The 21,318-nt window shown below is 39.6% G+C and carries 23 protein-coding genes and 2 pseudogenes; 16 read left to right on the forward strand and 9 right to left on the reverse strand.

Annotated elements, in window-relative coordinates; translation table 11 throughout:
- The first annotated feature begins 71 nt into the window (after positions 1-71).
- From MHH51_RS06650 to MHH51_RS06670, 5 genes are all read left to right on the forward strand, one after another.
- Entirely contained in the window at positions 72-2,498 is a 2,427-nt protein-coding gene (locus MHH51_RS06650) for a heavy metal translocating P-type ATPase (RefSeq protein WP_339285125.1), read from the forward strand.
- 103 nt (positions 2,499-2,601) lie between these two features.
- Positions 2,602-3,108 (forward strand): YdhK family protein, encoded by a 507-nt coding sequence (locus MHH51_RS06655; RefSeq protein WP_339286269.1) that lies wholly within the window; start codon positions 2,602-2,604, stop codon positions 3,106-3,108.
- Between the two features lie 73 nt (positions 3,109-3,181).
- The gene (locus tag MHH51_RS06660; RefSeq protein ID WP_339285127.1) at positions 3,182-3,850 is read left to right on the forward strand and encodes a hypothetical protein; all 669 of its coding nucleotides are present in this window, start codon (positions 3,182-3,184) and stop codon (positions 3,848-3,850) included.
- 36 nt (positions 3,851-3,886) lie between these two features.
- Positions 3,887-4,165 carry a glutaredoxin family protein gene (locus MHH51_RS06665; RefSeq protein WP_339285129.1) on the forward strand — a complete coding sequence of 93 codons (279 nt, stop codon included), beginning with the start codon at positions 3,887-3,889 and terminating at the stop codon, positions 4,163-4,165.
- Between the two features lie 137 nt (positions 4,166-4,302).
- Positions 4,303-4,923, forward strand: a complete 621-nt coding sequence (locus MHH51_RS06670) for a nitrite reductase (protein WP_339285131.1) — start codon at positions 4,303-4,305, stop codon at positions 4,921-4,923.
- 41 nt (positions 4,924-4,964) lie between these two features.
- Here MHH51_RS06670 and MHH51_RS06675 read toward each other — a convergent pair whose 3' ends face one another.
- Positions 4,965-5,300, reverse strand: coding sequence for a thioredoxin family protein (locus tag MHH51_RS06675; protein ID WP_339285133.1), 336 nt, complete (start codon positions 5,298-5,300; stop codon positions 4,965-4,967).
- Positions 5,301-5,605: 305 nt separating this feature from the next.
- Between MHH51_RS06675 and MHH51_RS06680 the strand changes: the two genes are divergently transcribed.
- Positions 5,606-6,310 (forward strand): SDR family oxidoreductase, encoded by a 705-nt coding sequence (locus tag MHH51_RS06680; protein ID WP_339285134.1) that lies wholly within the window; start codon positions 5,606-5,608, stop codon positions 6,308-6,310.
- A gap of 117 nt (positions 6,311-6,427) precedes the next feature.
- On the opposite strand, the gene MHH51_RS06685 is transcribed toward MHH51_RS06680, so the two are convergent.
- The 4 genes from MHH51_RS06685 to MHH51_RS06700 all read right to left on the reverse strand — a co-directional run bounded on the left by MHH51_RS06685 (position 6,428) and on the right by MHH51_RS06700 (position 10,453).
- Positions 6,428-7,414 (reverse strand): polyprenyl synthetase family protein, encoded by a 987-nt coding sequence (locus MHH51_RS06685; protein ID WP_339286271.1) that lies wholly within the window; start codon positions 7,412-7,414, stop codon positions 6,428-6,430.
- A gap of 49 nt (positions 7,415-7,463) precedes the next feature.
- Positions 7,464-8,018 carry a Gx transporter family protein gene (locus MHH51_RS06690; RefSeq protein WP_339285136.1) on the reverse strand — a complete coding sequence of 185 codons (555 nt, stop codon included), beginning with the start codon at positions 8,016-8,018 and terminating at the stop codon, positions 7,464-7,466.
- Positions 8,019-8,070: 52 nt separating this feature from the next.
- Entirely contained in the window at positions 8,071-8,487 is a 417-nt protein-coding gene (locus MHH51_RS06695) for a NusG domain II-containing protein (RefSeq protein ID WP_339285138.1), read from the reverse strand.
- A gap of 91 nt (positions 8,488-8,578) precedes the next feature.
- Positions 8,579-10,453, reverse strand: coding sequence for an FAD-dependent oxidoreductase (locus tag MHH51_RS06700; protein ID WP_339285140.1), 1,875 nt, complete (start codon positions 10,451-10,453; stop codon positions 8,579-8,581).
- Positions 10,454-10,795: 342 nt separating this feature from the next.
- Between MHH51_RS06700 and MHH51_RS06705 the strand changes: the two genes are divergently transcribed.
- From MHH51_RS06705 to MHH51_RS06725, 5 genes are read left to right on the forward strand one after another with little or no spacing between them, the layout of a single operon-like run.
- A complete protein-coding gene (locus MHH51_RS06705; protein ID WP_339285142.1) occupies positions 10,796-11,848 on the forward strand; it encodes an FAD:protein FMN transferase in 1,053 nt (350 codons plus the stop codon).
- A 20-nt stretch (positions 11,849-11,868) separates the two neighbouring features.
- Positions 11,869-12,807: a 1,4-dihydroxy-2-naphthoate polyprenyltransferase gene (menA, locus tag MHH51_RS06710; RefSeq protein ID WP_339285144.1), complete on the forward strand. Its 939-nt coding sequence runs from the start codon at positions 11,869-11,871 to the stop codon at positions 12,805-12,807.
- 28 nt (positions 12,808-12,835) lie between these two features.
- Positions 12,836-13,642, forward strand: a complete 807-nt coding sequence (locus MHH51_RS06715) for an energy-coupling factor transporter ATPase (protein ID WP_307725858.1) — start codon at positions 12,836-12,838, stop codon at positions 13,640-13,642.
- A complete protein-coding gene (locus MHH51_RS06720; RefSeq protein ID WP_339285147.1) occupies positions 13,633-14,490 on the forward strand; it encodes an energy-coupling factor transporter ATPase in 858 nt (285 codons plus the stop codon). The genes MHH51_RS06715 and MHH51_RS06720 overlap by 10 nt, the downstream gene beginning before the upstream one ends.
- A complete protein-coding gene (locus MHH51_RS06725; protein WP_339285149.1) occupies positions 14,487-15,299 on the forward strand; it encodes an energy-coupling factor transporter transmembrane protein EcfT in 813 nt (270 codons plus the stop codon). The genes MHH51_RS06720 and MHH51_RS06725 overlap by 4 nt, the downstream gene beginning before the upstream one ends.
- Positions 15,300-15,516: 217 nt before the next feature.
- Here MHH51_RS06725 and MHH51_RS06730 read toward each other — a convergent pair whose 3' ends face one another.
- The 3 genes from MHH51_RS06730 to MHH51_RS06740 all read right to left on the reverse strand — a co-directional run bounded on the left by MHH51_RS06730 (position 15,517) and on the right by MHH51_RS06740 (position 17,384).
- Positions 15,517-16,086 carry a hypothetical protein gene (locus MHH51_RS06730; RefSeq protein WP_147211973.1) on the reverse strand — a complete coding sequence of 190 codons (570 nt, stop codon included), beginning with the start codon at positions 16,084-16,086 and terminating at the stop codon, positions 15,517-15,519.
- A gap of 430 nt (positions 16,087-16,516) precedes the next feature.
- Positions 16,517-16,951, reverse strand: coding sequence for a substrate-binding domain-containing protein (locus tag MHH51_RS06735; protein WP_339285152.1), 435 nt, complete (start codon positions 16,949-16,951; stop codon positions 16,517-16,519).
- A gap of 10 nt (positions 16,952-16,961) precedes the next feature.
- Entirely contained in the window at positions 16,962-17,384 is a 423-nt protein-coding gene (locus MHH51_RS06740) for a LysR family transcriptional regulator (RefSeq protein WP_339285154.1), read from the reverse strand.
- Positions 17,385-17,541: 157 nt separating this feature from the next.
- On the opposite strand from MHH51_RS06740, the pseudogene MHH51_RS06745 reads away from it, so the two are divergent.
- From MHH51_RS06745 to MHH51_RS06765, 5 genes and pseudogenes are all read left to right on the forward strand, one after another.
- Positions 17,542-18,972 (forward strand): annotated as a pseudogene (locus MHH51_RS06745) (MFS transporter).
- A gap of 119 nt (positions 18,973-19,091) precedes the next feature.
- A pseudogene (locus tag MHH51_RS06750) lies at positions 19,092-19,630 on the forward strand (cupin).
- A gap of 77 nt (positions 19,631-19,707) precedes the next feature.
- Positions 19,708-19,917, forward strand: coding sequence for a gamma-type small acid-soluble spore protein (locus MHH51_RS06755; RefSeq protein WP_147211968.1), 210 nt, complete (start codon positions 19,708-19,710; stop codon positions 19,915-19,917).
- Positions 19,918-20,124: 207 nt separating this feature from the next.
- A complete protein-coding gene (locus MHH51_RS06760) occupies positions 20,125-20,268 on the forward strand; it encodes a helix-turn-helix domain-containing protein (RefSeq protein ID WP_246145231.1) in 144 nt (47 codons plus the stop codon).
- 6 nt (positions 20,269-20,274) lie between these two features.
- Positions 20,275-20,502: a hypothetical protein gene (locus MHH51_RS06765; protein ID WP_307725857.1), complete on the forward strand. Its 228-nt coding sequence runs from the start codon at positions 20,275-20,277 to the stop codon at positions 20,500-20,502.
- A 296-nt stretch (positions 20,503-20,798) separates the two neighbouring features.
- Here the strand turns inward: MHH51_RS06765 and MHH51_RS06770 are convergent, their stop codons facing one another.
- Positions 20,799-21,257, reverse strand: coding sequence for an effector binding domain-containing protein (locus tag MHH51_RS06770; RefSeq protein WP_339285158.1), 459 nt, complete (start codon positions 21,255-21,257; stop codon positions 20,799-20,801).
- Between the last annotated feature and the right edge of the window lie 61 nt (positions 21,258-21,318).

The following is a 21,318-nucleotide window of genomic DNA, read 5'->3' on the forward strand; positions in this document are numbered from 1 at the left end:
CGTGCTGCTTCAGCACGATTCCCTTTTTGAAATTTAAATACCCCTATGCGGTATATAGAGAGGTGAGAACAATGGGAGCACAAAAGGAAGTAAACTTACAAATACAAGGGATGACTTGTGCTGCATGTGCCAATAGAATTGAAAAAGGTCTCAATAAAATAGACGGCGTGGAAAATGCAAATGTCAACTTTGCTATTGAAAAAACAAAAGTTGTTTATGATCCTGACAAAACAAATGTACAGGATTTTGAAGATAAAATTGAGAAATTAGGCTATCACGTTGCACACGATAAACAAACATTCGATATTTCGGGTATGACCTGTGCTGCATGTGCTAATAAAATTGAAAAACGTTTAAATAAAATGGAAGGCGTCTCTAACGCTTCTGTTAACTTTGCTTTAGAAAATGTGGCAGTAGATTATGATCAGAGTCAGGTCACTGTCAACGATATGATGGAGGCAGTAAAAAAGTTAGGATACAGCTTAAAAGTACAGGCATCTAAAGAAGAAACAGCAAATAATAAAGAGGAAGAAATTCGTCATCAGACAGGGAAATTTATCTTTTCAGCTATTTTGACATTACCATTATTGTGGACGATGGTAACACACTTTGAGTTTACGTCGTTTATCTATTCCCCGGATATGTTAATGAATCCGTGGGTACAATTAGCTTTAGCTGCACCTGTACAATTTATCGTCGGGGCACAATTTTATAAATCTGCATATAAAGCACTGAAAAACGGCAGCGCTAATATGGATGTCCTTGTCGCATTAGGTACATCGGTTGCTTTCATTTATAGTATTTTCTTAGGGATTGAGTGGCAAATACAAGGCCAGGTTGGCATGCCAGAGCTTTATTTTGAAGCAGCTGCAGTAATTATCACTTTAATCCTGCTTGGAAAACTATTTGAAGTTCGTGCTAAGGGAAGAACAGGTCAGGCAATACAAAAATTGCTTGGTATGCAGGCAAAAACTGCCCGTGTGATAAGAAATGGGGAAGAACAGGAAATTGCAATTGAAGAAGTAATCGTTGGCGATACTGTTATGGTTCGTCCTGGTGAGAAAATTCCTGTGGATGGCCAAATCGTTAAAGGGGAGTCCGCAGTTGATGAATCGATGATTACTGGGGAAAGTATCCCTGTTGATAAGAAAACAGGCGACGCAGCTATTGGTTCCACAATCAATAAGAATGGATTGTTAACCATTGAGGCTACAAAGGTTGGTAAGGATACGGCCCTTTCTCAAATTGTAAAGGTCGTTGAGGAAGCACAGGGAAGTAAAGCTGATATTCAGCGCGTTGCTGACCGTGTATCTGGCGTATTTGTTCCCATTGTTGTAGGAATAGCACTGGTGACCGGGCTTGTATGGTATTTCTTCGTAGCACCTGGTGACTTACGTTCTGCTTTAGTCCCTGCGATTACAGTATTGGTTATTGCCTGCCCTTGTGCGCTTGGTCTGGCTACTCCGACATCTGTGATGGCTGGTTCAGGAAGAGCAGCAGAGCTGGGAGTCTTGTTTAAAGGCGGAGAGTATTTAGAAAATACACGTAACCTGAATACGATTGTTTTAGATAAAACAGGAACGGTAACCAAGGGGGAACCTGAATTAACAGATGTTCTGCCAGAAAAAGGATTTTCAGAAGAAGAAGTGCTTGCTTTAGTGGCTACTGCTGAAAATAATTCAGAACACCCGCTTGCAGAAGCAATTGTAAAAGGTGCAAAAGCAAAAGGTGTTCAGATTAGAGAAACCGATTCTTTTGAAGCAATACCAGGATACGGTATCCAAGCTTCTGTAGATGGAAAAATGATTTTTGTCGGTACAAGGAAACTGATGAAACGGGAGAATATTGATGTTTCTTCTGTAGAAGATAACATGGCAAAGCTTGAATCAGATGGGAAAACAGCGATGTTAATCGGTTTGGAAAATCAATTAGCGGGCGTTATCACAGTTGCTGATACAGTAAAAGAGACATCTAAAGCGGCTATTCAGAGAATGCACGAGCAAGGTCTGGAAGTCATTATGCTGACCGGGGATAATCAACGGACTGCCAATGCGATAGGGAAACAGGTCGGAATTGATCGTGTAATCGCAGAAGTAGTACCGGAACAAAAAGCAGATGAAATAAAAAATCTTCAACTGGAAGGTAAAAAAGTCGCTATGGTAGGTGACGGTGTTAATGACGCACCAGCATTAGCCGTAGCAGATATTGGAATGGCAATTGGTACAGGAACAGATGTAGCCATTGAAGCTGCAGATATTACACTGATGCGCGGGGACTTAAATAGTGCGGCAGACAGTGTAGAAATTAGTGCAAAAACAATGCGTAATATCAAACAAAACCTGTTCTTTGCCTTCTTCTATAATTCAGCTTCCATTCCGGTTGCAGCAATAGGACTGCTCGCTCCATGGGTTGCGGGAGCGGCTATGGCATTCAGTTCTGTATCGGTTGTATTAAACGCTTTACGATTACAACGCTTGAAGCTGAAAGGGGGACAATAATATGTCTATTAAGAAATGGGTTTCCTTAGGGATTATTTATGTAGCAGCTGTTTTTGTAGTGTTTAGTGTTGTTTCTGGCCAAAATCCGTTTGCAAGTGGAGAGATGGAACATGATGGACACTCTAATGAAGAAACTCAGAGTCATGAGGAACATGAAGAGATGAACCATTCAGCTGAAGAAATGTCAAGCTCTGGAGAAATCCCTGCAGTTCTTCAAGAAGCAGTCGATCCGACATTTGAAATCGGCAGTGAAGCAATAATCAGCGCGGACCATATGCCAGGTATGGACGGTGCTGTTGCAGAAATCTCCGGTGCATTTGATACGACAGTTTACACTGTATCTTATACGACAGATGATGGGCAGGAAATCGAAAATCATAAGTGGGTTATCCATGAAGAGCTGGAAAACGCAGATGCTGCATCACTAGAACCTGGTACGGAGGTTGTATTAAATGCAGACCATATGGAAGGAATGGATGGTGCTAATGCAGAAATCGATTCAGCAGATGAAACGACTGTTTATATGGTTAATTTTGAAACAACAGATACTGGCGAAAAAGTCCAAAACCATAAATGGGTAACAGAGGAAGAGTTATTACCGGCAGATTAAGTTTTATCGTCGTGTAAATGGCCGTAAGATTCCTGTTTCACGATAGGAAAGAAAATCAAAGGAGGAAGATAATATGGATCATAGTCACCACCACCATAATTATTCAGATGAGTCAGAGGTTAAAGCAACGGTAACGTATAAGGATGGAAAAATATCTATATCCTTAGAAGATAATACTGGAAAAGCGCCGGAACTGGCCTTGGCACATGAAAAAGAATTGCATTTTATTATGGTATCCAACGATTTGGAGCATTATTATCATTTGCATCCAGAAAAAGAGCAGGATGGACTTTATACGATTAACCACCATTTAAATGATGGTACGTACAAAGCTTTTGTTGATATTACGCCAAAGAAAAAAGCATATCAGGCAGCTCCAAATACGGTTCAGGTCGGAACGAATGAAACAGGTAAAGCCGCCTTAAAGCCTGACGATGATTGGATCAAAGAAATGGATGGAAAAACTGTTACGTTAGAGAATGTCAAAGCAGAGGCAGGTAAAGCAGTTCCTTTAAATTTTAATATGCACGGAGAAACTCCTGAGCCGCATCTAGGTGCTTTAGGTCATGTGGTCATTGTAGATGAAGCTGCAGAACAATATATCCATGTTCATCCGGATTCAGATGACACAACAACATTCCATGCTCATTTTCCGAAGCAGGGAATGTATAAAATTTGGGCAGAATTTCAATTTGGTGATAAGGTGCACATCTATTCATTTATTATTGAAGTAAGTAAATAACAGATAGCATCATACCTGGAGGAGGTAAGTTAACAGATGACTGAATATCATTTGGAAATCTATACGAGACCGACTTGCTCAGATTGCCAGGACTTGAAAAATTTCTTGGAAGAACATCAAATCCCGCATAAACAATACGACTTAGCAAAGCAGCCTGAAAAAGAGAAAGAATTAAAAAAGATAACAGGAAACAGAATCGTTCCCGGCATCGTTTTTTCTCGATCTTCTATGCTGGGTTTAAGGAAGAAAGTGAAGAGTATGACTGGATTTGAGCAAAATAAAAAAGAAATTAAGAAGCTGTTAGAAGTTAGCTGACAGAAATATACAGATTCCATAAATAAATTTGAAGAATATTTTATTTCTTTATGGGATCTAATTATTTTTTATCATTATAAATACCTTACAGGCGTATTGTATAAAAGATGATAAAAGTAGGGACGGGGGGACTCCATATGGAAAGTGATGATAAAAAGATAAAAATAGCTGTCAATGGAGGTATTGGATTTGGATCAAAACTAAATGCCAAGCAGCTGGTGACCATTTCCAAGTATATGGATGAAAATGAGGGGCTGGAATTAACCACTTTTCAACAGCTTTATATTGAAATTGCAGAAAACAAAAAAGAAGAGATTGTAAAGGAATTTGAAAGTGTAGGATTAGCTTGTTATCCAGTCGGAAGTTATGTTAAGAGCCTGAGAACCTGTAATTTCTGTAAAGGGGAAGAACGGGAAGGGATGCCTGTAGCGAAAGAGCTCAATAAACGGTTTGCCGGCAAACAAGTTCCTTTTACATTAAAGATGGCTTATACGGGCTGTCCAATTGGCTGTGGAGAACCAATGATCAGCGATATAGGCGTGATGAAATTCAAGGATCAGTACAATTTATATGTAGGTGGAAAAGGCAAGGGATTTGATGCAGAAGTGGGGATGCTTTTGAAAGAAAACCTGGAGCCGGAAGAATTATATAAAATTGTAGAGAGAATTATTGAGAGTTATGCACAGCAAGGAAAGAAAAGGGAATCTTTCTTTAAATTCTGGAGAAGAATCGGGAAGGATCAATTGATAAATATATAAATAGCATCTTGTGATTTTCCCGTCCAACTTGAAAGTATAATTTACTCCGTATACATTCCATATATTTGATCCAGCTTTTCTTCTAATTGATCAAAACGTACGAAACGGTCCTCACGTATATATTCTTTGCCTTCTATCATCAAAAGCATGATGGGAACAGTGAAGATCAGGAACTTTTCTGCTACTTCTTCTACCTCGGAAGCATCAATATGACCAAGATGGATAAGAGGATAGTTATCCAGCAGCTCTCTTACCTTTGGTAATATAGCATGACATACACTGCAATCCGGTCTGGATACAAAAAGGAAACTTAACGCATGATTATTCAAAAATTCTTCGGTCATTTTTATGTTAGTTAATTCATGTATCTTTTTCATACTGAGCCCCCTTATGGATAAACATCAATCCATTTATTTTTCTCTCCATATATTATATGACAGAAATATTTTTTTCAAAAATAATTCGTATTTCATACACTGAAACGATACGTGAGTCAAAAAATGTCGTGGAGAAATTAATGCGAAACAGTCTAAAAGAACATGTTACACTAAAATAAATCCATATATAATAACTTTGCCTTTGAATCGGTATTAGATCTAGGGCTCGGCAACTATACGCAGTAATAAGGAAGAATAGGATAATGACAAAACAAATGAAGTGTTTTGAAAACAAAGTTGCACTGATGACAGGGGGGCGCTCTGGGATTGGTCATGCCATTGCCCGTCGGCTGCATGATGAAGGAACGACTGTTATCACTGCACAGCGCAGGAAGGGCGAGGAATTTGATTGGATAGAGGCTGACTTCTCCAATCCACAAACACCAACTCAGGTCATTGAAGAGGTCATTACCCGTGCTGGAAGGCTGGATGTACTGGTCAACAATGCAGGCATGATGCAAGAGATTGCGGTTGAAGAAATGAGCCTTGAGGATTGGGAACGTAATCTCAATGTGAATCTGACTACTCCCTTTCTTCTGATCAAAGCAGCGCTCCCCTATCTGCGTAAAACAAAAGGCAGTATCGTAAACACCGGTTCAGTGGAAGGCTTAGCTTCTAATCTTGGACATGCGGCTTACGATGCTTCTAAAGCTGGACTTCATGGGCTGACGCGGGCGGTAGCTGTAGATCATGGTCATGAGGGAATTCGCTGTAATGCGGTGGCTCCAGGCTGGATTGATACGGAGCTAAACCTTAACTTTATTGAAAACACATCTGATGCAGAGGCATTCCGAAACGACATTGCACGTATTCACCCTGTTGCCCATACAGGTTCTCCTGAAGAAGTAGCAGCACTTGTCGCCTTTCTTGCCGCCGATGAGGCAGCGTTTATCACTGGGCAGGTCTATACAGTGGACGGAGGGAGAATGGCCAAGCTTAGTCTCCCTTGAATAGAGAAAGATAACAGAGGCGAGAGAAGTATTTAGAATAATAATGGGCAGTAGATAGTATTTAATAAAAAGAAGAATCCATTTTTTGATACAAAATGGATTCTTCAGATGATATATTTACATTTTTCGATCCAGCAGCATGGTAGTCAATTCATACAAAGTCTCCTTATACTCCCCGTCCGGCAGTTTGCTCAGGGATTTTAATGCTTTGTCTATATACTTTCGGGCAAGCCGCTTGGATTTCTCTATCCCTTTCGTCTGTTCAACAATAGCAAGGACCTCCATTAATTCATCATCTGTCAAATCCGCTTTTTTATTTAGATAAGGAGACAATTTTTCCGGCCGCTCACGTAAGGCATAAATCAGCGGAAGCGTATAGATGCCCTGACGAATATCTGCCAGGGTTGGTTTTCTCACAGTGTTAAAATCCCCTTTAAAATCTAACACATCATCAATAATTTGGAATGCCATGCCGATATAGTGTCCCATACTCCAGGCAAGCATCGTCTGTCTTCGTGTTGCCTGGCTGGTAATGGCACCTGAATAGCAGCTGACGGCAAACAGCTGTGCGGTTTTACCAGAAATACGGGCTAAATAGTCTTTGATACTGGTACCTATTTGATAACGTGCATGGAGCTGATCCAGTTCACCTGTTAAAATTTTTTCCATACTGCGCGCATTAAATTCAAGATGTGCTAATGTACGGGCATATTTGGATAAAATGGTAAAGCAGACACAAAATAAATAATCACCGGAATAGATAGCAAATTGGTTGCCTTGCTGTGTATGAATGGTGGGGTTCCCGTGACGGAAGTCTGCTTCATCAATGACATCATCATGAATGAGCGTTGCCATATGCAATGTTTCCAGTGCTGCAGCAACGGCTATAGATCTTTCTTTATCCTGATTTGATATATCGCCAATCTGAGCGCATAAAAGCGTGTATGCCGGGCGCAGCAGCTTTCCACCTGAATAGACTAATTCTTTAATCATTGCTTCAATATGCTTATCATGGATTTGCAGATGGGATTCAATCACCTGTAAAACAGACTGTAAATCAGCTTGTAAGCGGGGATAAGGCTCCCACATCGGGTGAACTGGGATAGTCATTGTAATAACCTCCATTTAACGAACATAGTGATTTTGTTTCACGCTAGGATGCTTGATTGAGCTGTGTATATTTCATTTCCTGCAGACTTCGGTAATAGTGAAGCTGTTCTACGTGATTTAATAAATAATTAGCAACCATTCCCATGGCAATACCTGATAGAATACCGAAAAAGGATAAAACAGGGAGATAGAGCAGAACGGTCCATGTTTGAGCAACCCAACTGGCGATTGTTAATTGTCCGATATTATGCAGGATAGCTCCAGCGACACTGACTCCAATTAAGCTGATGCGGGACGGCCCGAGTTTTTTCACGCTGCACATTCCAAGAAAGCTTAAAGCAGCTCCAGCAGCACTATACATAAAGGATGAGATTGTACCGCCTAAGAGGGTAGCAAGGATAATCCGTATCATAACAACCTTGGATGCATCTTTTACAGGCAGCGTATATAATGCCATGCACGTAATAATATTTGCTAAGCCGAGCTTTGCCCCTGGAGCGATGGCAAAGGGAGAGGGGATAGCTCTTTCTATTAAACTGATAATGACCGCCTGAGCAGCTAATAACGCAATATATACAAGACGCTGATTATTTGTCATCGCAGACCCTTCCCATCTATTTCAGAGCATTGATACATTTTCACGTACAGAATTAAGAACTGATAATGATATCCTCAGTCTCGCCGCTGTCAGATTGAATTTCTACCACGAGCTTATGCGGCAGGCAGACGATGGTCTGGCCCGGTCTTGAGATATATCCAGTACGGACACATATCTGATCGGGACAGGTGGCGCTTTTAATATGAATACGCTCGTTGTCTACCTCAATAATATTATTATCATGATCGGATATCGCAATCTCTATTTCTCTAGTTTCCATATTATCTGTCAGTTGAATTTCTTCAACGACTTCATTATCTACTGTAATCACCGCAATATTTACTGAATCCTCTTCGGCATACTGAGACTGCTGAGAAACAAAGATGGCAATAGGAAGAAAAGATAGAAGCACCAGCAGAACAGTCAAGATAACATCCCATGGTTTCAGCATATGATAAATATCCTTCATTCCCATTTACCCCCCTGCGGCTTCACCTGTAAGCCTTCATAGTAATCTATAAAATATATAATCTTGTTTTCTAAGCAAGCATTCCGGGAGTTTATTCCCGGTCTTTATAAATAGCACGTTCTTTTCCGTACCAAAGCAGACCTGATTTTCTTTGCAGCCATGGAACGACCCAGTAATCTAAACCAATGGAACGTCCGGAACCATTCATTAAGGCGATGGAAGCAGGAAGAGCCCAGATTTGATCCCAGCCGAGCATTGCAGATAAAGTAAACATCACCAGGAACCCGGCACTTGCAGCACTTGCAAGCCATGTAAATAAACCAAATACAATAGCAAGACCGATAAATAATTCAATAAAGGTCATAACCTTTTGCATAAAGATAGCTACTTCCGGTGTCGGCAGCATAATCTGCATAAACCATTCAAAAATACCCGGCATTTTACTCAAAAGTGGTGTAGCCCACTCAGCACCGCCATCAACCGCTTCACTGGCACTGCTGGTCGTTGTTTGCAGCCATTCAAATGGCATGTTCACACTATTTCCTGTCAGCCAGGAGTCTTCTCCGATTCCTTGAAATAGCCTTGAGATACCGGCAGATCCTGAAGTGACTTCGCTCCAGACCGATTCACCCCAAATTTTAGAGGCTGCCTCCTCGAGCCAAAAACCCCCGACAAACAACCGCAATGGTAAGCTCCATAAAACATTGCCATATCTGGTAATCGTATCTCTGAAAATATTGCGTTTATCTTTTGTCTGGAAAAATTCATGCATAATATAATGAAACATATAATAGCCGCTTCTTATTCCGAAAAAATAATACAGATTAACCAAGTGCTTCATCAGATTTGCCAGCCAGCCGCTTAAGCGGAGTCCCATCAAATTCGCTACGCCATATCTGGCGCCAATGGAAACCATCGTACCATGATATTTTCCTTCAAAGGCTTCTTTTTGGCCGTTATCTATTTCTGCAATAATAGATTTAGCTGCTGTGACACCTGTCTGTTCGGCAGCTTCTACAATCTGTGGAGTTGGTTTACCTTCCTCTTCTTCAAAATAAGCCAAGTCGCCAATAACATAAACGTTCTCTAAATTTTCTGCTTCCATATATTCGTTTACTTTGAGACGTCCTGCTCTGGCGGTCGGGATACCGTAATCTTCTGTATCGGAATTTGCTTTGACTCCGGCTGTCCAAATCAGGGTATGGGTGGAAAGTGCTTCACCTGATTTAAATACGACGGCATCTTCTTTTACCTCCACAATTGGAGAGTTTTTAAGCAATGTAACGCCTTTTTTATTTAAATATTTCTCTGCTTTATCCGCACTTTTCCGGTCCAGCATATTTAGGATAGATGAGGCTGCTTCAACAACATACAGCCCGATTTCTTCTTCATCCAGCTTGTTTTCCTTTGCTAAACGATGCTTCCACTCGATGAGCTCTCCTATCATTTCAATGCCGGTAAAACCGGAACCACATACTGTGAAGGTAAGCATTGCACGGCGCTTTACAGGATCATGTTCTAATGCTGCTCGTCTGACAACATCTTCTAAATGCTGCCGGATTCGGACAGCATCCTCCCAGGACCAAAGGGTAAAACCATGCTCTTTTACACCAGGTGTGCCAAAGTCGTTTGCTTCACCGCCCATCCCCAGAATCAGGTAGTCATAAGCAAACTCATCATGCTCTGTTGTAACAGTCTGTGCCGCATGATCGACATTAGTGACATTGTCTGTGATAAGCTTCACTTTCGTACGATTGAATAATTTCCGTAAATCAAACTGAATAGCAGAAGGCTCTACACGGTGTGCAGCTACTTCGTGTAATTCTGTCATCATCGTATGGTAGGAATGCCGATCTATAAGAGTAATAGAAACAGAATCGTCACGTTTGTATTTTTTTGCAAGCTTTTTAGCTGCATGCACACCAGCGTAGCCAGCACCAATAATAAAAATATTCTTCTCCGCCATTGTATTCACTCCTCTGTAATCTATAATGTTAACTTTGTGAACAACTGAACAATTTTATTCTAACATATAAAGAAATAATGTCCATACATTTGATAAATAGTTCACAAATTAAAAATATATTTTAAAATATTAAGCTGTGTCATATTAATGACAAAATCGTTGATATTAAAAGATTTATTTATATTTTTTATAGACATGATACAATATAAATTATACAATTGACATATAAAATTGTGAAAAAATTCACATTTAAAACAAAGGAAATTAATGTGATTATTTTCACATATTAAACGATATTTATTATATTAATTGTAATTTAAAAGAATTAAGGGAGGCATGGGAATGAAAAGACAAATTTATATCCTGATGATACTGATGATACTATTCACCGCAGGCTGTTCCACAAGTGCTGATTCCTCAGAAGATGATTCGTCCTTAGTCAAAAATCCATATAGCGAAACAGAATTCTTATTAGGAACAGTTGTAACGATTAAGATTTATGACGAGGATAAAGAATCGGCATTAGACAAGGTCTTTGATCGAATGGAAGAGCTGGAGCGGCAAATGACAGCAAATGAAAATGGTTCAGAGGTTGCTGAAATTAATGAACAGGCAGGAATAGAACCTGTTCATGTGTCGGAGGATGTGTGGGAGGTTATTAATCAAGGCAAGGATTACAGTGAAATGGCTGAGGGTTCTTTTGATATTGCTGTCGGCCCGTTAACCAGTCTTTGGAATATTGGCATGGAGGGTGCCCGAAAACCGTCACAGGATGAAATCGATGATATACTGCCGCTGATTGATTATGAAAAAATAGAACTGGATGAAACGGAGCAAACAGTTATGCTGAAGGAGTCAGGAATGCGATTAGATTTAGGAGCCATTGCTAAAGGATATATCGCTGATGAAGTAATGGAGCTGTTAGATGAGGAAGGTGTTACAACAGCCGTCATTGATTTAGGAGGGAACATCTATGTGATGGGAAATCAAACATCAGGTGATCCCTGGGTAGTCGGCGTCCAAAATCCATTCTCAGGAAAGGGGGAGACAGTTGGCAGATTAACTGCAACAGATCAGTCCATCGTTACTTCAGGGATTTATGAGCGTTATTTAGAAGTGGATGGTGAAATATACCATCATTTGTTGAATCCAAAGACTGGATATCCATTTGAGGGTGACCTTGCCAGTGTTTCTGTTGTCAGTGAACATTCTGTTGATGGAGATGGGCTTTCTACCTTATTGTTTTCAAAAGGCCTGGAAGAGGGCATAGAATTTATTCAGGATTTCGATGGTGCAGAAGCTATCTTTGTGATGGAGGATAAAACTGTGTATATCACGGATGGTTTAGTTGATAACTTTGAACTGACAGATGAGGACTTTACATTAGTAGAATAGATGAGAGGGAGCTGGCTGTGATGACACTGCCTACGTTTTTGAAGCTGGTAGAAATCCGCACTAAATTGGCAAGTTTGTTTCCATTTCTAATTGGAATATTATTTGTTATCTATCGTTATGATGAGTTTGCCCCGCTGAATACGGCTATCTTTTTTAGCGCCATGCTGCTGTTTGATTTAACAACAACAGCAATTAATAACTACATGGATTATAAGAAGGCACTGAGTGATGACTATCGCAGGAAATCTAATATTATCGGACAGAAGAATATTCCTGAAAAAGTTGTCGTGACATCGATCATTACTATGCTGACGATAGCTTCTTTATTAGGGATTTGGCTCGTATTCCGTACTGATTTATTTGTGCTGATTATTGGTATGCTGTGCTTTGCAGTCGGTATTTTTTATACATTTGGACCTATTCCGCTGTCCCGTATGCCGCTTGGTGAAGTGTTTTCTGGTGTAACGATGGGGCTGGGTATCACCTTCCTGGCTATCTATGTAAATGCTGCTGATCAAGGGATTGCGCATTTTGGCTTTAGCGGATACACGCTTATTTTTGAAATGAATGTTCTTTTACTGCTGGAGATTTTGCTGGTTTCCCTTCCATGCATGCTGACTATTGCAAATATCATGCTGGCCAATAATATCTGTGATTTGGAAGAGGATATTGCCAATCAACGCTTTACCCTTCCTTACTATATTGGCAGAAAAAATGCCTTAATGTTATTTCATCTGCTCTATTTGCTTTCGTTTGCAGCGATTGTAAGTGCTGTGCTGCTTCAGGTGCTGCCTGTTTATGTATTACTTGTCTGTCTGGTTCTGATTCCAATCACAAAAAGTATCAGACAATTTCGGCAAAAACAAAGCAAGCTGGAAACTTTTCCATTATCTTTGAAAAATATGATGCTTGTAAATGGAACGATGGCTATTACCTTACTTATATCCGTCATTCTGTAATATTGGAAAGAGGGGTGGGGAAATGTCAATGACTTGTATTAAAGTAGAAAATGTAAACTTTCATTATAATTTGCAAAAACAGGAGCATACCATTACAGACCTTTCCTTTACGGCCCGGCGTGGAGAGTGGCTGGCTGTTGTAGGACATAATGGTTCTGGAAAGTCGACATTAGCCAGTTTACTAGTTGGCCTTCATACGCCCTCCTCTGGAAAAATCTATATTAATGGTATGGAGCTGAAGGAGGAAACGAAATGGGAGCTTCGCAATCAGATAGGACTGGTATTTCAAAATCCGGAAAATCAATTTATTGGAACTACTGTAAAGGATGACGTGGCATTTGCATTGGAAAATCAGAATATGCCTTATGACGAAATGAAGCAGCGCGTCGATAGAGCGTTAGCAATGGTTGGTATGACCAGCTATGCTGATTATGACCCGTCCCGCTTATCAGGGGGGCAGAAGCAGCGAGTGGCCATTGCCGGGATTTTAGCGTTACATCCAGCAATTATCGTATTAGACGAGGCAATGGTTATGCTCGATCCCAAAAGCAGGCAGGATTTCATGAGCCTCTTAGATGAATTACGGAAGCAGCATCAGCTGACCATTATTTCGATTACACATGATATGAATGAAGCGGCAGCAGCTGATAGAATATTAGTTTTAAAAAAAGGAAAATTGATGGAAATAGGCAAGCCTGCCAAGATTTTTCAAAGGGAAGAGCGGTTAGATGTTCCATTCACCGAGGCATTAAGAAGAAAGTTAAAAGAACAGGGGAGCACCATACCTGATGCCTATATGACAGAAGATGAAATGGTGTGGTGGCTATGCAGATAAATCTTCATCAAGTAACGGTAGATTATCAGGCGGGACCGATTAGAAGTCCGGAGATATTAAAATCAATCAGTACAACAGTAAAGTCAGGATCTTTTACGGCAGTAGCCGGCAAAACCGGATCCGGAAAATCGAGCTTGCTGAAACTGATGAATGGATTGCTTGTTCCGGTAAAAGGGCGAGTATCGATCGGGGAAATAATGATTACATCAGAAAACGCGAAGCAATCAGTGAAGGAAGCACGTCAAAAGGTGGGAATGGTTTTTCAATTCCCGGAATCGCAATTATTTGCTGAAACCGTTGAAAAGGATATTATGTTCGGCCCGATGAATTTTGGTGTACCGGAAGCAGAAGCAAAGCAGATTGCTCTGGAGGTTATCAAGCGTGTTGGTTTAGATGCCTCTCTATTATCTAAGTCACCATTTTCTCTATCCGGCGGCCAAAAAAGGTATGTGGCAATGGCCGGGATATTGGCGATGAGCCCGGATATTCTTGTTTTAGATGAGCCTGGTGCAGGGCTTGATCCAAAAGGGAAAAAAGAAGTGATGGATCTTCTTCATGCCTGGCATAAAGAACGCGGATTGACAACCTTGCTGGTTACTCATGATATGGACGATGTTGCTTTGTATGCAGATGAAGTTATCGTAATGGACGGAGGCAGGATTGTTTTTCAGGATAATCCGGAGAGGTTATTTGCTGATATGGCTGCGATTCACCAATGGGGCCTGGATTTGCCGCAGGCCAGAAAGCTGCAAATAAGGATAGAGCAGGAAGCGAATGTAACCTTATCACAAATCTGTCTGACACTGGCTCAGCTGGCAGATGCTTTAATAGAGGCGGGATTGGCATGAACAAATTAATCTTAGGACGCTATTTTCCGGGTAATTCGCTTCTTCATCGTATTGATCCGAGAGCTAAATTACTGGCCGGGATTTCTTTTATTTTTATCTTATTTATCGCTAATAATTGGATAACATATTTGGTACTTTGGCTTTTCACCTTTACGATGATGAAGTTATCTGGTGTATCCATCCGTATATACATCCGGGGAGTCAGACCATTAATATGGTTGATCTTGTTTACAGTATCACTGCAGGTACTGTTTACTGCAGGCGGAGAAATTTATATTGATTGGGGACCGGTTACGATTTCATCATTTGGATTAATAAATGGTATGTATACATTTAGCCGATTTACCATGATTATTTTTGTTTCAACCGTGGTAACCTTAACCACAAAACCGATTGATTTAACGGACGCAATGAATTATCTGCTTCAGCCATTAAAAAGGCTGAAACTGCCGGTTGATGAGATATCGCTTATGCTGGCAATAGCACTTCGTTTTATCCCGATTATATTGGATGAAACACAAAAAGTAATGGACGCGCAACGTGCAAGAGGTACCACATTTGGAGAAGGATCACTGCCTCAGCAAATAAAAAAAATTGTTCCTATTTTTATTCCTTTATTCGTCAGTTCTCTGGTAAGGGCAGAGGATATGGCTAATGCAATGGAGGTAAGAGGTTACCAGTCTAACAATCCAAGGTCATCCTTTCGCCGTTTGCAGTGGCAGAAAACAGATATAGCAGTCCTTATTGCTATGGTGCTGCTGGCAGTTATCTTATTTATACTGCGGACAGAGGGGCATCACTTTCATTGATTATAGAGAAAAATAAAATTACATGATGAGGTCTCATCTCTGGTTGTGGAATGGAGATGAGACCTCATCATGTAATGGGAAAGTATTTGATGAGAGCGGAAAGTATATAAATGAAGCGGACAAGCTTTGGCCTGCCCGCTTTATTAGCGTGGTATAAATTAATTCGATTTGAAGCGGGGAGGGAGCCAAGGCTCAATTGATAATAAGCTTTCTGTTATTATTCGATTTCGCCTGTAACTTCACCATCAATAGTAGCTGAGCTTTCTGCTTCTTCATTAGCAAATTTTAAATTTCCGTCAATGGTAGCTGTTTCATCAAGCATAAAACCATTTGCTTCGACAATCACATCACCCTGTAATGTACCACCTTGGAAATTCAAGTTTTCACTCTGTACAGTAAGGCTTGGGACTGTGATAGTAAATGAATCTGTAATGTTATGATCTTCATCTTGTGTATATGGGGCAATTTTACGATAAATATCACTGGATTCGTCATCCTTATCGTAGAATTCACCTGCGACCACTACATCTTCATCTATTGTAATATCATCCAGTGTAGCAATAATCCATGTTCCATTCTCGCTGACAGCATTGACAAAGGCGTCGGGTTCATTAACCAATGAGGCTGTTGTTACGACATCTTCTTCTGTTTCTTCTGTACCTTCTGTTTCTTCCGTATCGTTTGCTGTATTTTCATCAGCCTGATCCTCGTCATTCGAGCCGCATGCGGCCAAAAAACCTACCAGTAACAGGGATAAAAAGGACATTAAAATCAGCTTGAATCTCATTATAAAACCTCCTAGTATATTATTGTGATCTATTTCACAATAATTATATCATGGAATGTTGTGTGACTCCGTGAAGTATTTGTGAAATAATGAGCAATATATGTAGGAAGTGTGACAAATTTGAATCAATTGAAAGGCTAACAACTAAATTTTCTAATTGCTATTGGTTGCTGAATAAATAAAGCGTTATTTGTATGGGAAGTTCCTTCATAATTTTTAGTTGCAATGATGATGTCTGGAGGTTAAGAGTATTAGAAAAGAGGAGCATATTTCAAAATTATTAAGTTAATAGTTTGAAGTATGATCAGTACTATGTTTTTAAATATATATTCATTTATCTTCTATTTGCTTTATTAGCATTTAAATCGCAGGGTAAATAATAGAAATTATGGTGCCCGACTTTTTTCATTCAGCCGGGCTTTTTATTTTTTCACTCATCCCAATGCAGACGATGTTCTTTCATCAATGAAATCATAGATTTGATGGCAGGAGAGAGTTGTTTGTTTTTATGATAAGCAATAAAAGTAGTGTTTCCTGTATGATTTAACTGAATATTTTCCCCTTGTATCTGCTTTGTTGCAAGCTCCTTTTCCACTGAAAAATATGGCAGAATAGAAAATCCAAGACCTGAAATCACACACTGTTTTATTGCTTCCAGACTTGAAAAGTTTAGCGTATTTTTTACTTCGATTTGGTTTTCCTGGACATAGGTTTCCATCATACTTTTATAACTGCAAGTCACTTCCGTAACAAGAATGGTGTTTTCGACATTTTCCTGATTGACAGGGTATGTGAGAACAACGGATTCTTCCTTTAATTTTTCAATAGTCAGCTCCTTGTCAAACCAATCATTTCTTTCTAACACAAAAGCCAGATCAATTTGCCCGTTTTTTGAGTGCAGCAGAAATTTCTTTATTTTCCAGTGACCGTAAAGATAAATTTACATCGGGATATCTTTTTTTGTACTCCAATAGCAGGGAGGGGATTCGGTATTGAGAGAAAATCTCTGTAACACCGAGAACAAGATTCCCTTTTGGTTTATCGTCTATCTGCATAATTTCCGTTGCCTCTTTATATAAATCCGCGATTTTAACTGCATAAGGATGAAATTGTCTGCCGTAGTTTGTCAAAAAGACTTTTCTGCCAATACGGTCAAATAAAGGTTTTCCAAGTTCTTCTTCCAGCTCCTTTACATGTACCGTAACCGATGATTGTGAGTAATCAAGAGATTCTGCTGCCCGTTTAAATCCTCCCTTTTCGACGATTGTCTTAAAGGTAATTAAATGACGTAATTCCAAATGCATTTCCTCCTTAATTTATAGTTTAATTTTATTAAACTATAAATCTAAAAAGATTCGTTTTATTAAACTGTTATGTATTAGTATAATCAAATCAAGTTTCGTTGAAAAGGGGGAGAGTAAAAAGAAATAGAAATAAAAAGGAGGAATTTTTAAAATGAAAGAAAGATACCCGACATTATCTCAACCGGCTACATTATTAGGCTTACTTATTCTTTTATTAGCCGGTTTTATGACTATCCTTGATCTTTTTATCGTGAATGTGGCAATTCCTAGTATACAAGGAGATTTAGGCGCAAACTTTTCACAGGTTGCATTTATTGTGGCAGGCTATGAGCTTGGGTTTGGCGTGCTTTTGATTACAGGTGGAAGACTGGGTGACCGTTTTGGCCGCAGACGTCTATTCATCGCAGGTATGCTCGGTTTTACTATTACATCTGCATTTTGCGGTCTGGCAGTTAACCCGGACATGCTTATTATTGCCAGAGTACTTCAAGGCTTGACCGCAGCAATGATGCAGCCGCAAATTTATTCTTCTATTCGAGTGAATTTCTCAGGCCGTGAAAGAGGAATTGCTTTCAGTCTGCTTGGCATGGTGTTAGGTCTCGCTGCGATTGCAGGTCAAGTACTTGGCGGTTTTATCGTAGAAGCTGATTTTGGAGGACTTGGCTGGCGTATGATTTTCTTAATTAATGTTCCAATCGGGATCTTTTCGATTATTATGGCAAGGTTTATTCCAGAATCCCGTGCTCCAGAGCGTCCTTTACTTGATTGGTCCGGCGTAGTCATTGTCAGCCTTGGACTGATTTTATTCCTGGTGCCGCTGATTGAGTCCCAAAATCATGGGTGGACAATTTGGAGTTTCTTATCATTGGCATCTTCTGCGCTGCTATTATAAGGATTTTGGCTTCACCAGGAAAGGCGACGTATTGCTAAAAGACAGCCATTGATAGATACGCAGCTTTTACGCCAATCCCGGTTCGCGATGGGGGGAAGTCTTGTATTGCTCATCTATTCTACTTCTTCTGTATTTTTCTTATCCTATGCACTCCTGGTACAAACAGGTCTGGGATTGAGCCCGCTTTCTTCAGGACTTCTTTTTGTACCCTGCAGTATCGGGTTTACAGCAGCATCGATAGCAGCGCCACGTCTGGTAGAACGCTTCGGTACAAAGACAATCTTTTGGGGAGCTGTTTTTTATACATTCTCCTTTGCTGTATTAATTGGGCAGGTATGGATTGCAGGAGGTGAATTGATTGCATCTCACTTAATCACGGGGCTAATTATTGTAGGAATCGGTCAAGGATTAGTCATGACACCGCTGTTAAATCTTGTATTAGGATTCGTAGAAGAAAACAAGGCTGGAATGGCATCAGGGGTTATTTCTACTTTGCAACAGGTTGGTGCAGCTATCGGACTGGCAGCAGTAAGTATCCTTTTTGGCGGTGTTATTGCTAATGGTGCTGGAGAGGATGCTCAGAGCGGACTTTATGCTTCTGCGTTTGTCAGCTCGATGTTTTACAATCTGATTGCTTCACTGGTTTCAGCGATTCTGCTTTGGAAAATGGCAAAAGAACAGAAAAAATAGAAATTTTTATACAACGGAAAGCCACGTTTTTAATCATCAGGAACAAATAAAAAGAATCGGGCATATGCCTATACTAAAAGAATGATTTGTGTATAAACCAATAAAAGAGATGCTTTTTGATGGAAGATCGAACTATTAACCCGTGGAATGGAAATGTGCCACAGCCTATTCGGAGTGACGGAGCCGGTGCAATTGATGCAGGACCACGTAACATTATGCGAGATATACAAAATCCGGATATGCTTATTCCGCCATCTACGGACACAGGATTGCTTCCTAACTTAAAATTCTCATTCTCTGATACCTCGATGAAATTAAAAAAAGAGGATTGTCCCGAGAGGTTACTGCGAGGAAGCTTCCAGCTGCTACTACACTTGCAGGGGGAAATATGAGTTTAACAGCCGGTGGCGTCGGCTATGTTCCTCTTGCTAATGGACATTATATCCAGAATACAGGTAATGAAACATTATGGTTTTTAGAAATGTTCAAAAGCAGTCGATTTGCTGATGTGTCGCTGAATCAATGGCTGGCATTAACACCTGAAGAACTGGTCCCAAGTAATTTGAACGAGGGTTCCGAATTCATTGATTCGCTGCGTAAGGAAAAATGGGCTGTTGTGAAATATCCTAGATTTTCTTATTTTTCTAGGAATAAATAAGTGTTAAATGAATTCATTTTGGTTAAAACCCTTCTCTAATGGACAACATAAAAAGAAACAAAGCAGGAGGTATAGAGATGCAGGAAAATAAGGATAATAAATTTACTGCTGCAGGGACAGACATAGAGGCTGTGAAAAAAGCAAATAAAAACTCAGGGATGTCTTATAATGAGGCCAAGGAATTCATAGCTAGAACAACAGGAGGACATGGAACTGAAATATACAGTGATACCGATTTTGAAGATGTGAGTGCGCAGAATCAGCAATCTCAGAAAAATAGTAAATGATAATGATGTAAATAAAACAAAAAATAACATGGTCAATTCTCTTGCAGAGTGATCATGTTATTTTTTAGGCGGCATATACCCCATAGCCTGTGAAATGAAGAAATATTATGTAATATATATTGAATGTTAAAGTGGAAAGGAGTGATGAAAATTGTGGAAAACAATCTCAAAGTAGCCCGCATCCAAGTAGATTTAACACAATAGCAGCTGGCTGAAAAAACAGGAGTTACCCGGCAAACCATCAGCTTAATTGAAAAGGGAAATTATAATCCAACCTTAAACCTCTGTCTTGAAATTTGTTATGCAGTGAATAAAACTTTAGATGAAGTCATTTGGAGGGAAAAGGAGTAATGCCAGATGAAGAAAATTAAAGATGAACGGTTAAAATTAAAAAACTTAAAAGATATTAGAGTACTGTTTTTGATTCAAACCATTGGTATTGTTGTGGGGATATTAGGGTATGATTTTGTTACAAAAGGAATAGACGGAATGACGGATAATCCATTGTGGTATGTTTTTATGATTACAGCTATTGTTTCCGCATATTTATCCATTGGTATTAGCGTAGATCATGAAGCCCAGTGATAAATCTCCTGAAAAAGGATTAGCTTATCTCTCTAGCTGTAACAGTGTTTATATCCGTTGTTATTGGAATTCTGGCATAATTAGGTGAAGAATTTCCAGCAATGAATGGTGTTTTAGTAGGTGGAATAATTTTTATATGTGGATTCATTCCATGTTATTATGTATATCGTTTGCGAAGAAGGTCAAATGAAAGCTGAGAAAGATAAGCTAATAAACATTGCAGGATAAATTGTTCCCCAAAAGGATTTTATAGCTCCTTTTGGGGAACAATTTATGCTTTACAGCAGTCTGTTCTCCTATTCATTTGTCACGGGAACCCACAATTCCACCTCTGCATTCGCAGGATTCCCATTCAAAAGAACCTCCAAAACTTCTTTACCGTTATATTGCACACTTTTCTCCTTGTCTGTAAAAAATGTATCCTCCAATTGATCGAATAAGTTTCTGGATATCCCATCTTGTGCAGCAAGTACTACATAACTCTGTGAGGTAATCTCCAGCTTTTCATACCCTTCGATATAAACATCTGATAGAATCCCGGCAAAATATCTGATTCCATTTTCAATTGGAATAATAAGGGCATAGCCTTTTTTATCCTTTGATACCGGCATTAATTCTTTCATCATACCTAGCTTAAATAATTCTTGATAAAATGCTGTTTTTTCCTGCGAGTATTTTTCATCATGTATTCCTTTTCCTGCTATTTCAATACTTCTGCCAATAAACTGACCTGCATCCTTCTGTTTAATCTGCATGTTTACTACCTCCTTATTTTTTATGCTATAATGCTACCAAAGATAATATGGCAACTGTATG

Source organism: Oceanobacillus sp. FSL K6-3682 (assembly GCF_037976165.1).
Lineage (GTDB): Bacteria > Bacillota > Bacilli > Bacillales > Amphibacillaceae > Oceanobacillus > Oceanobacillus sojae.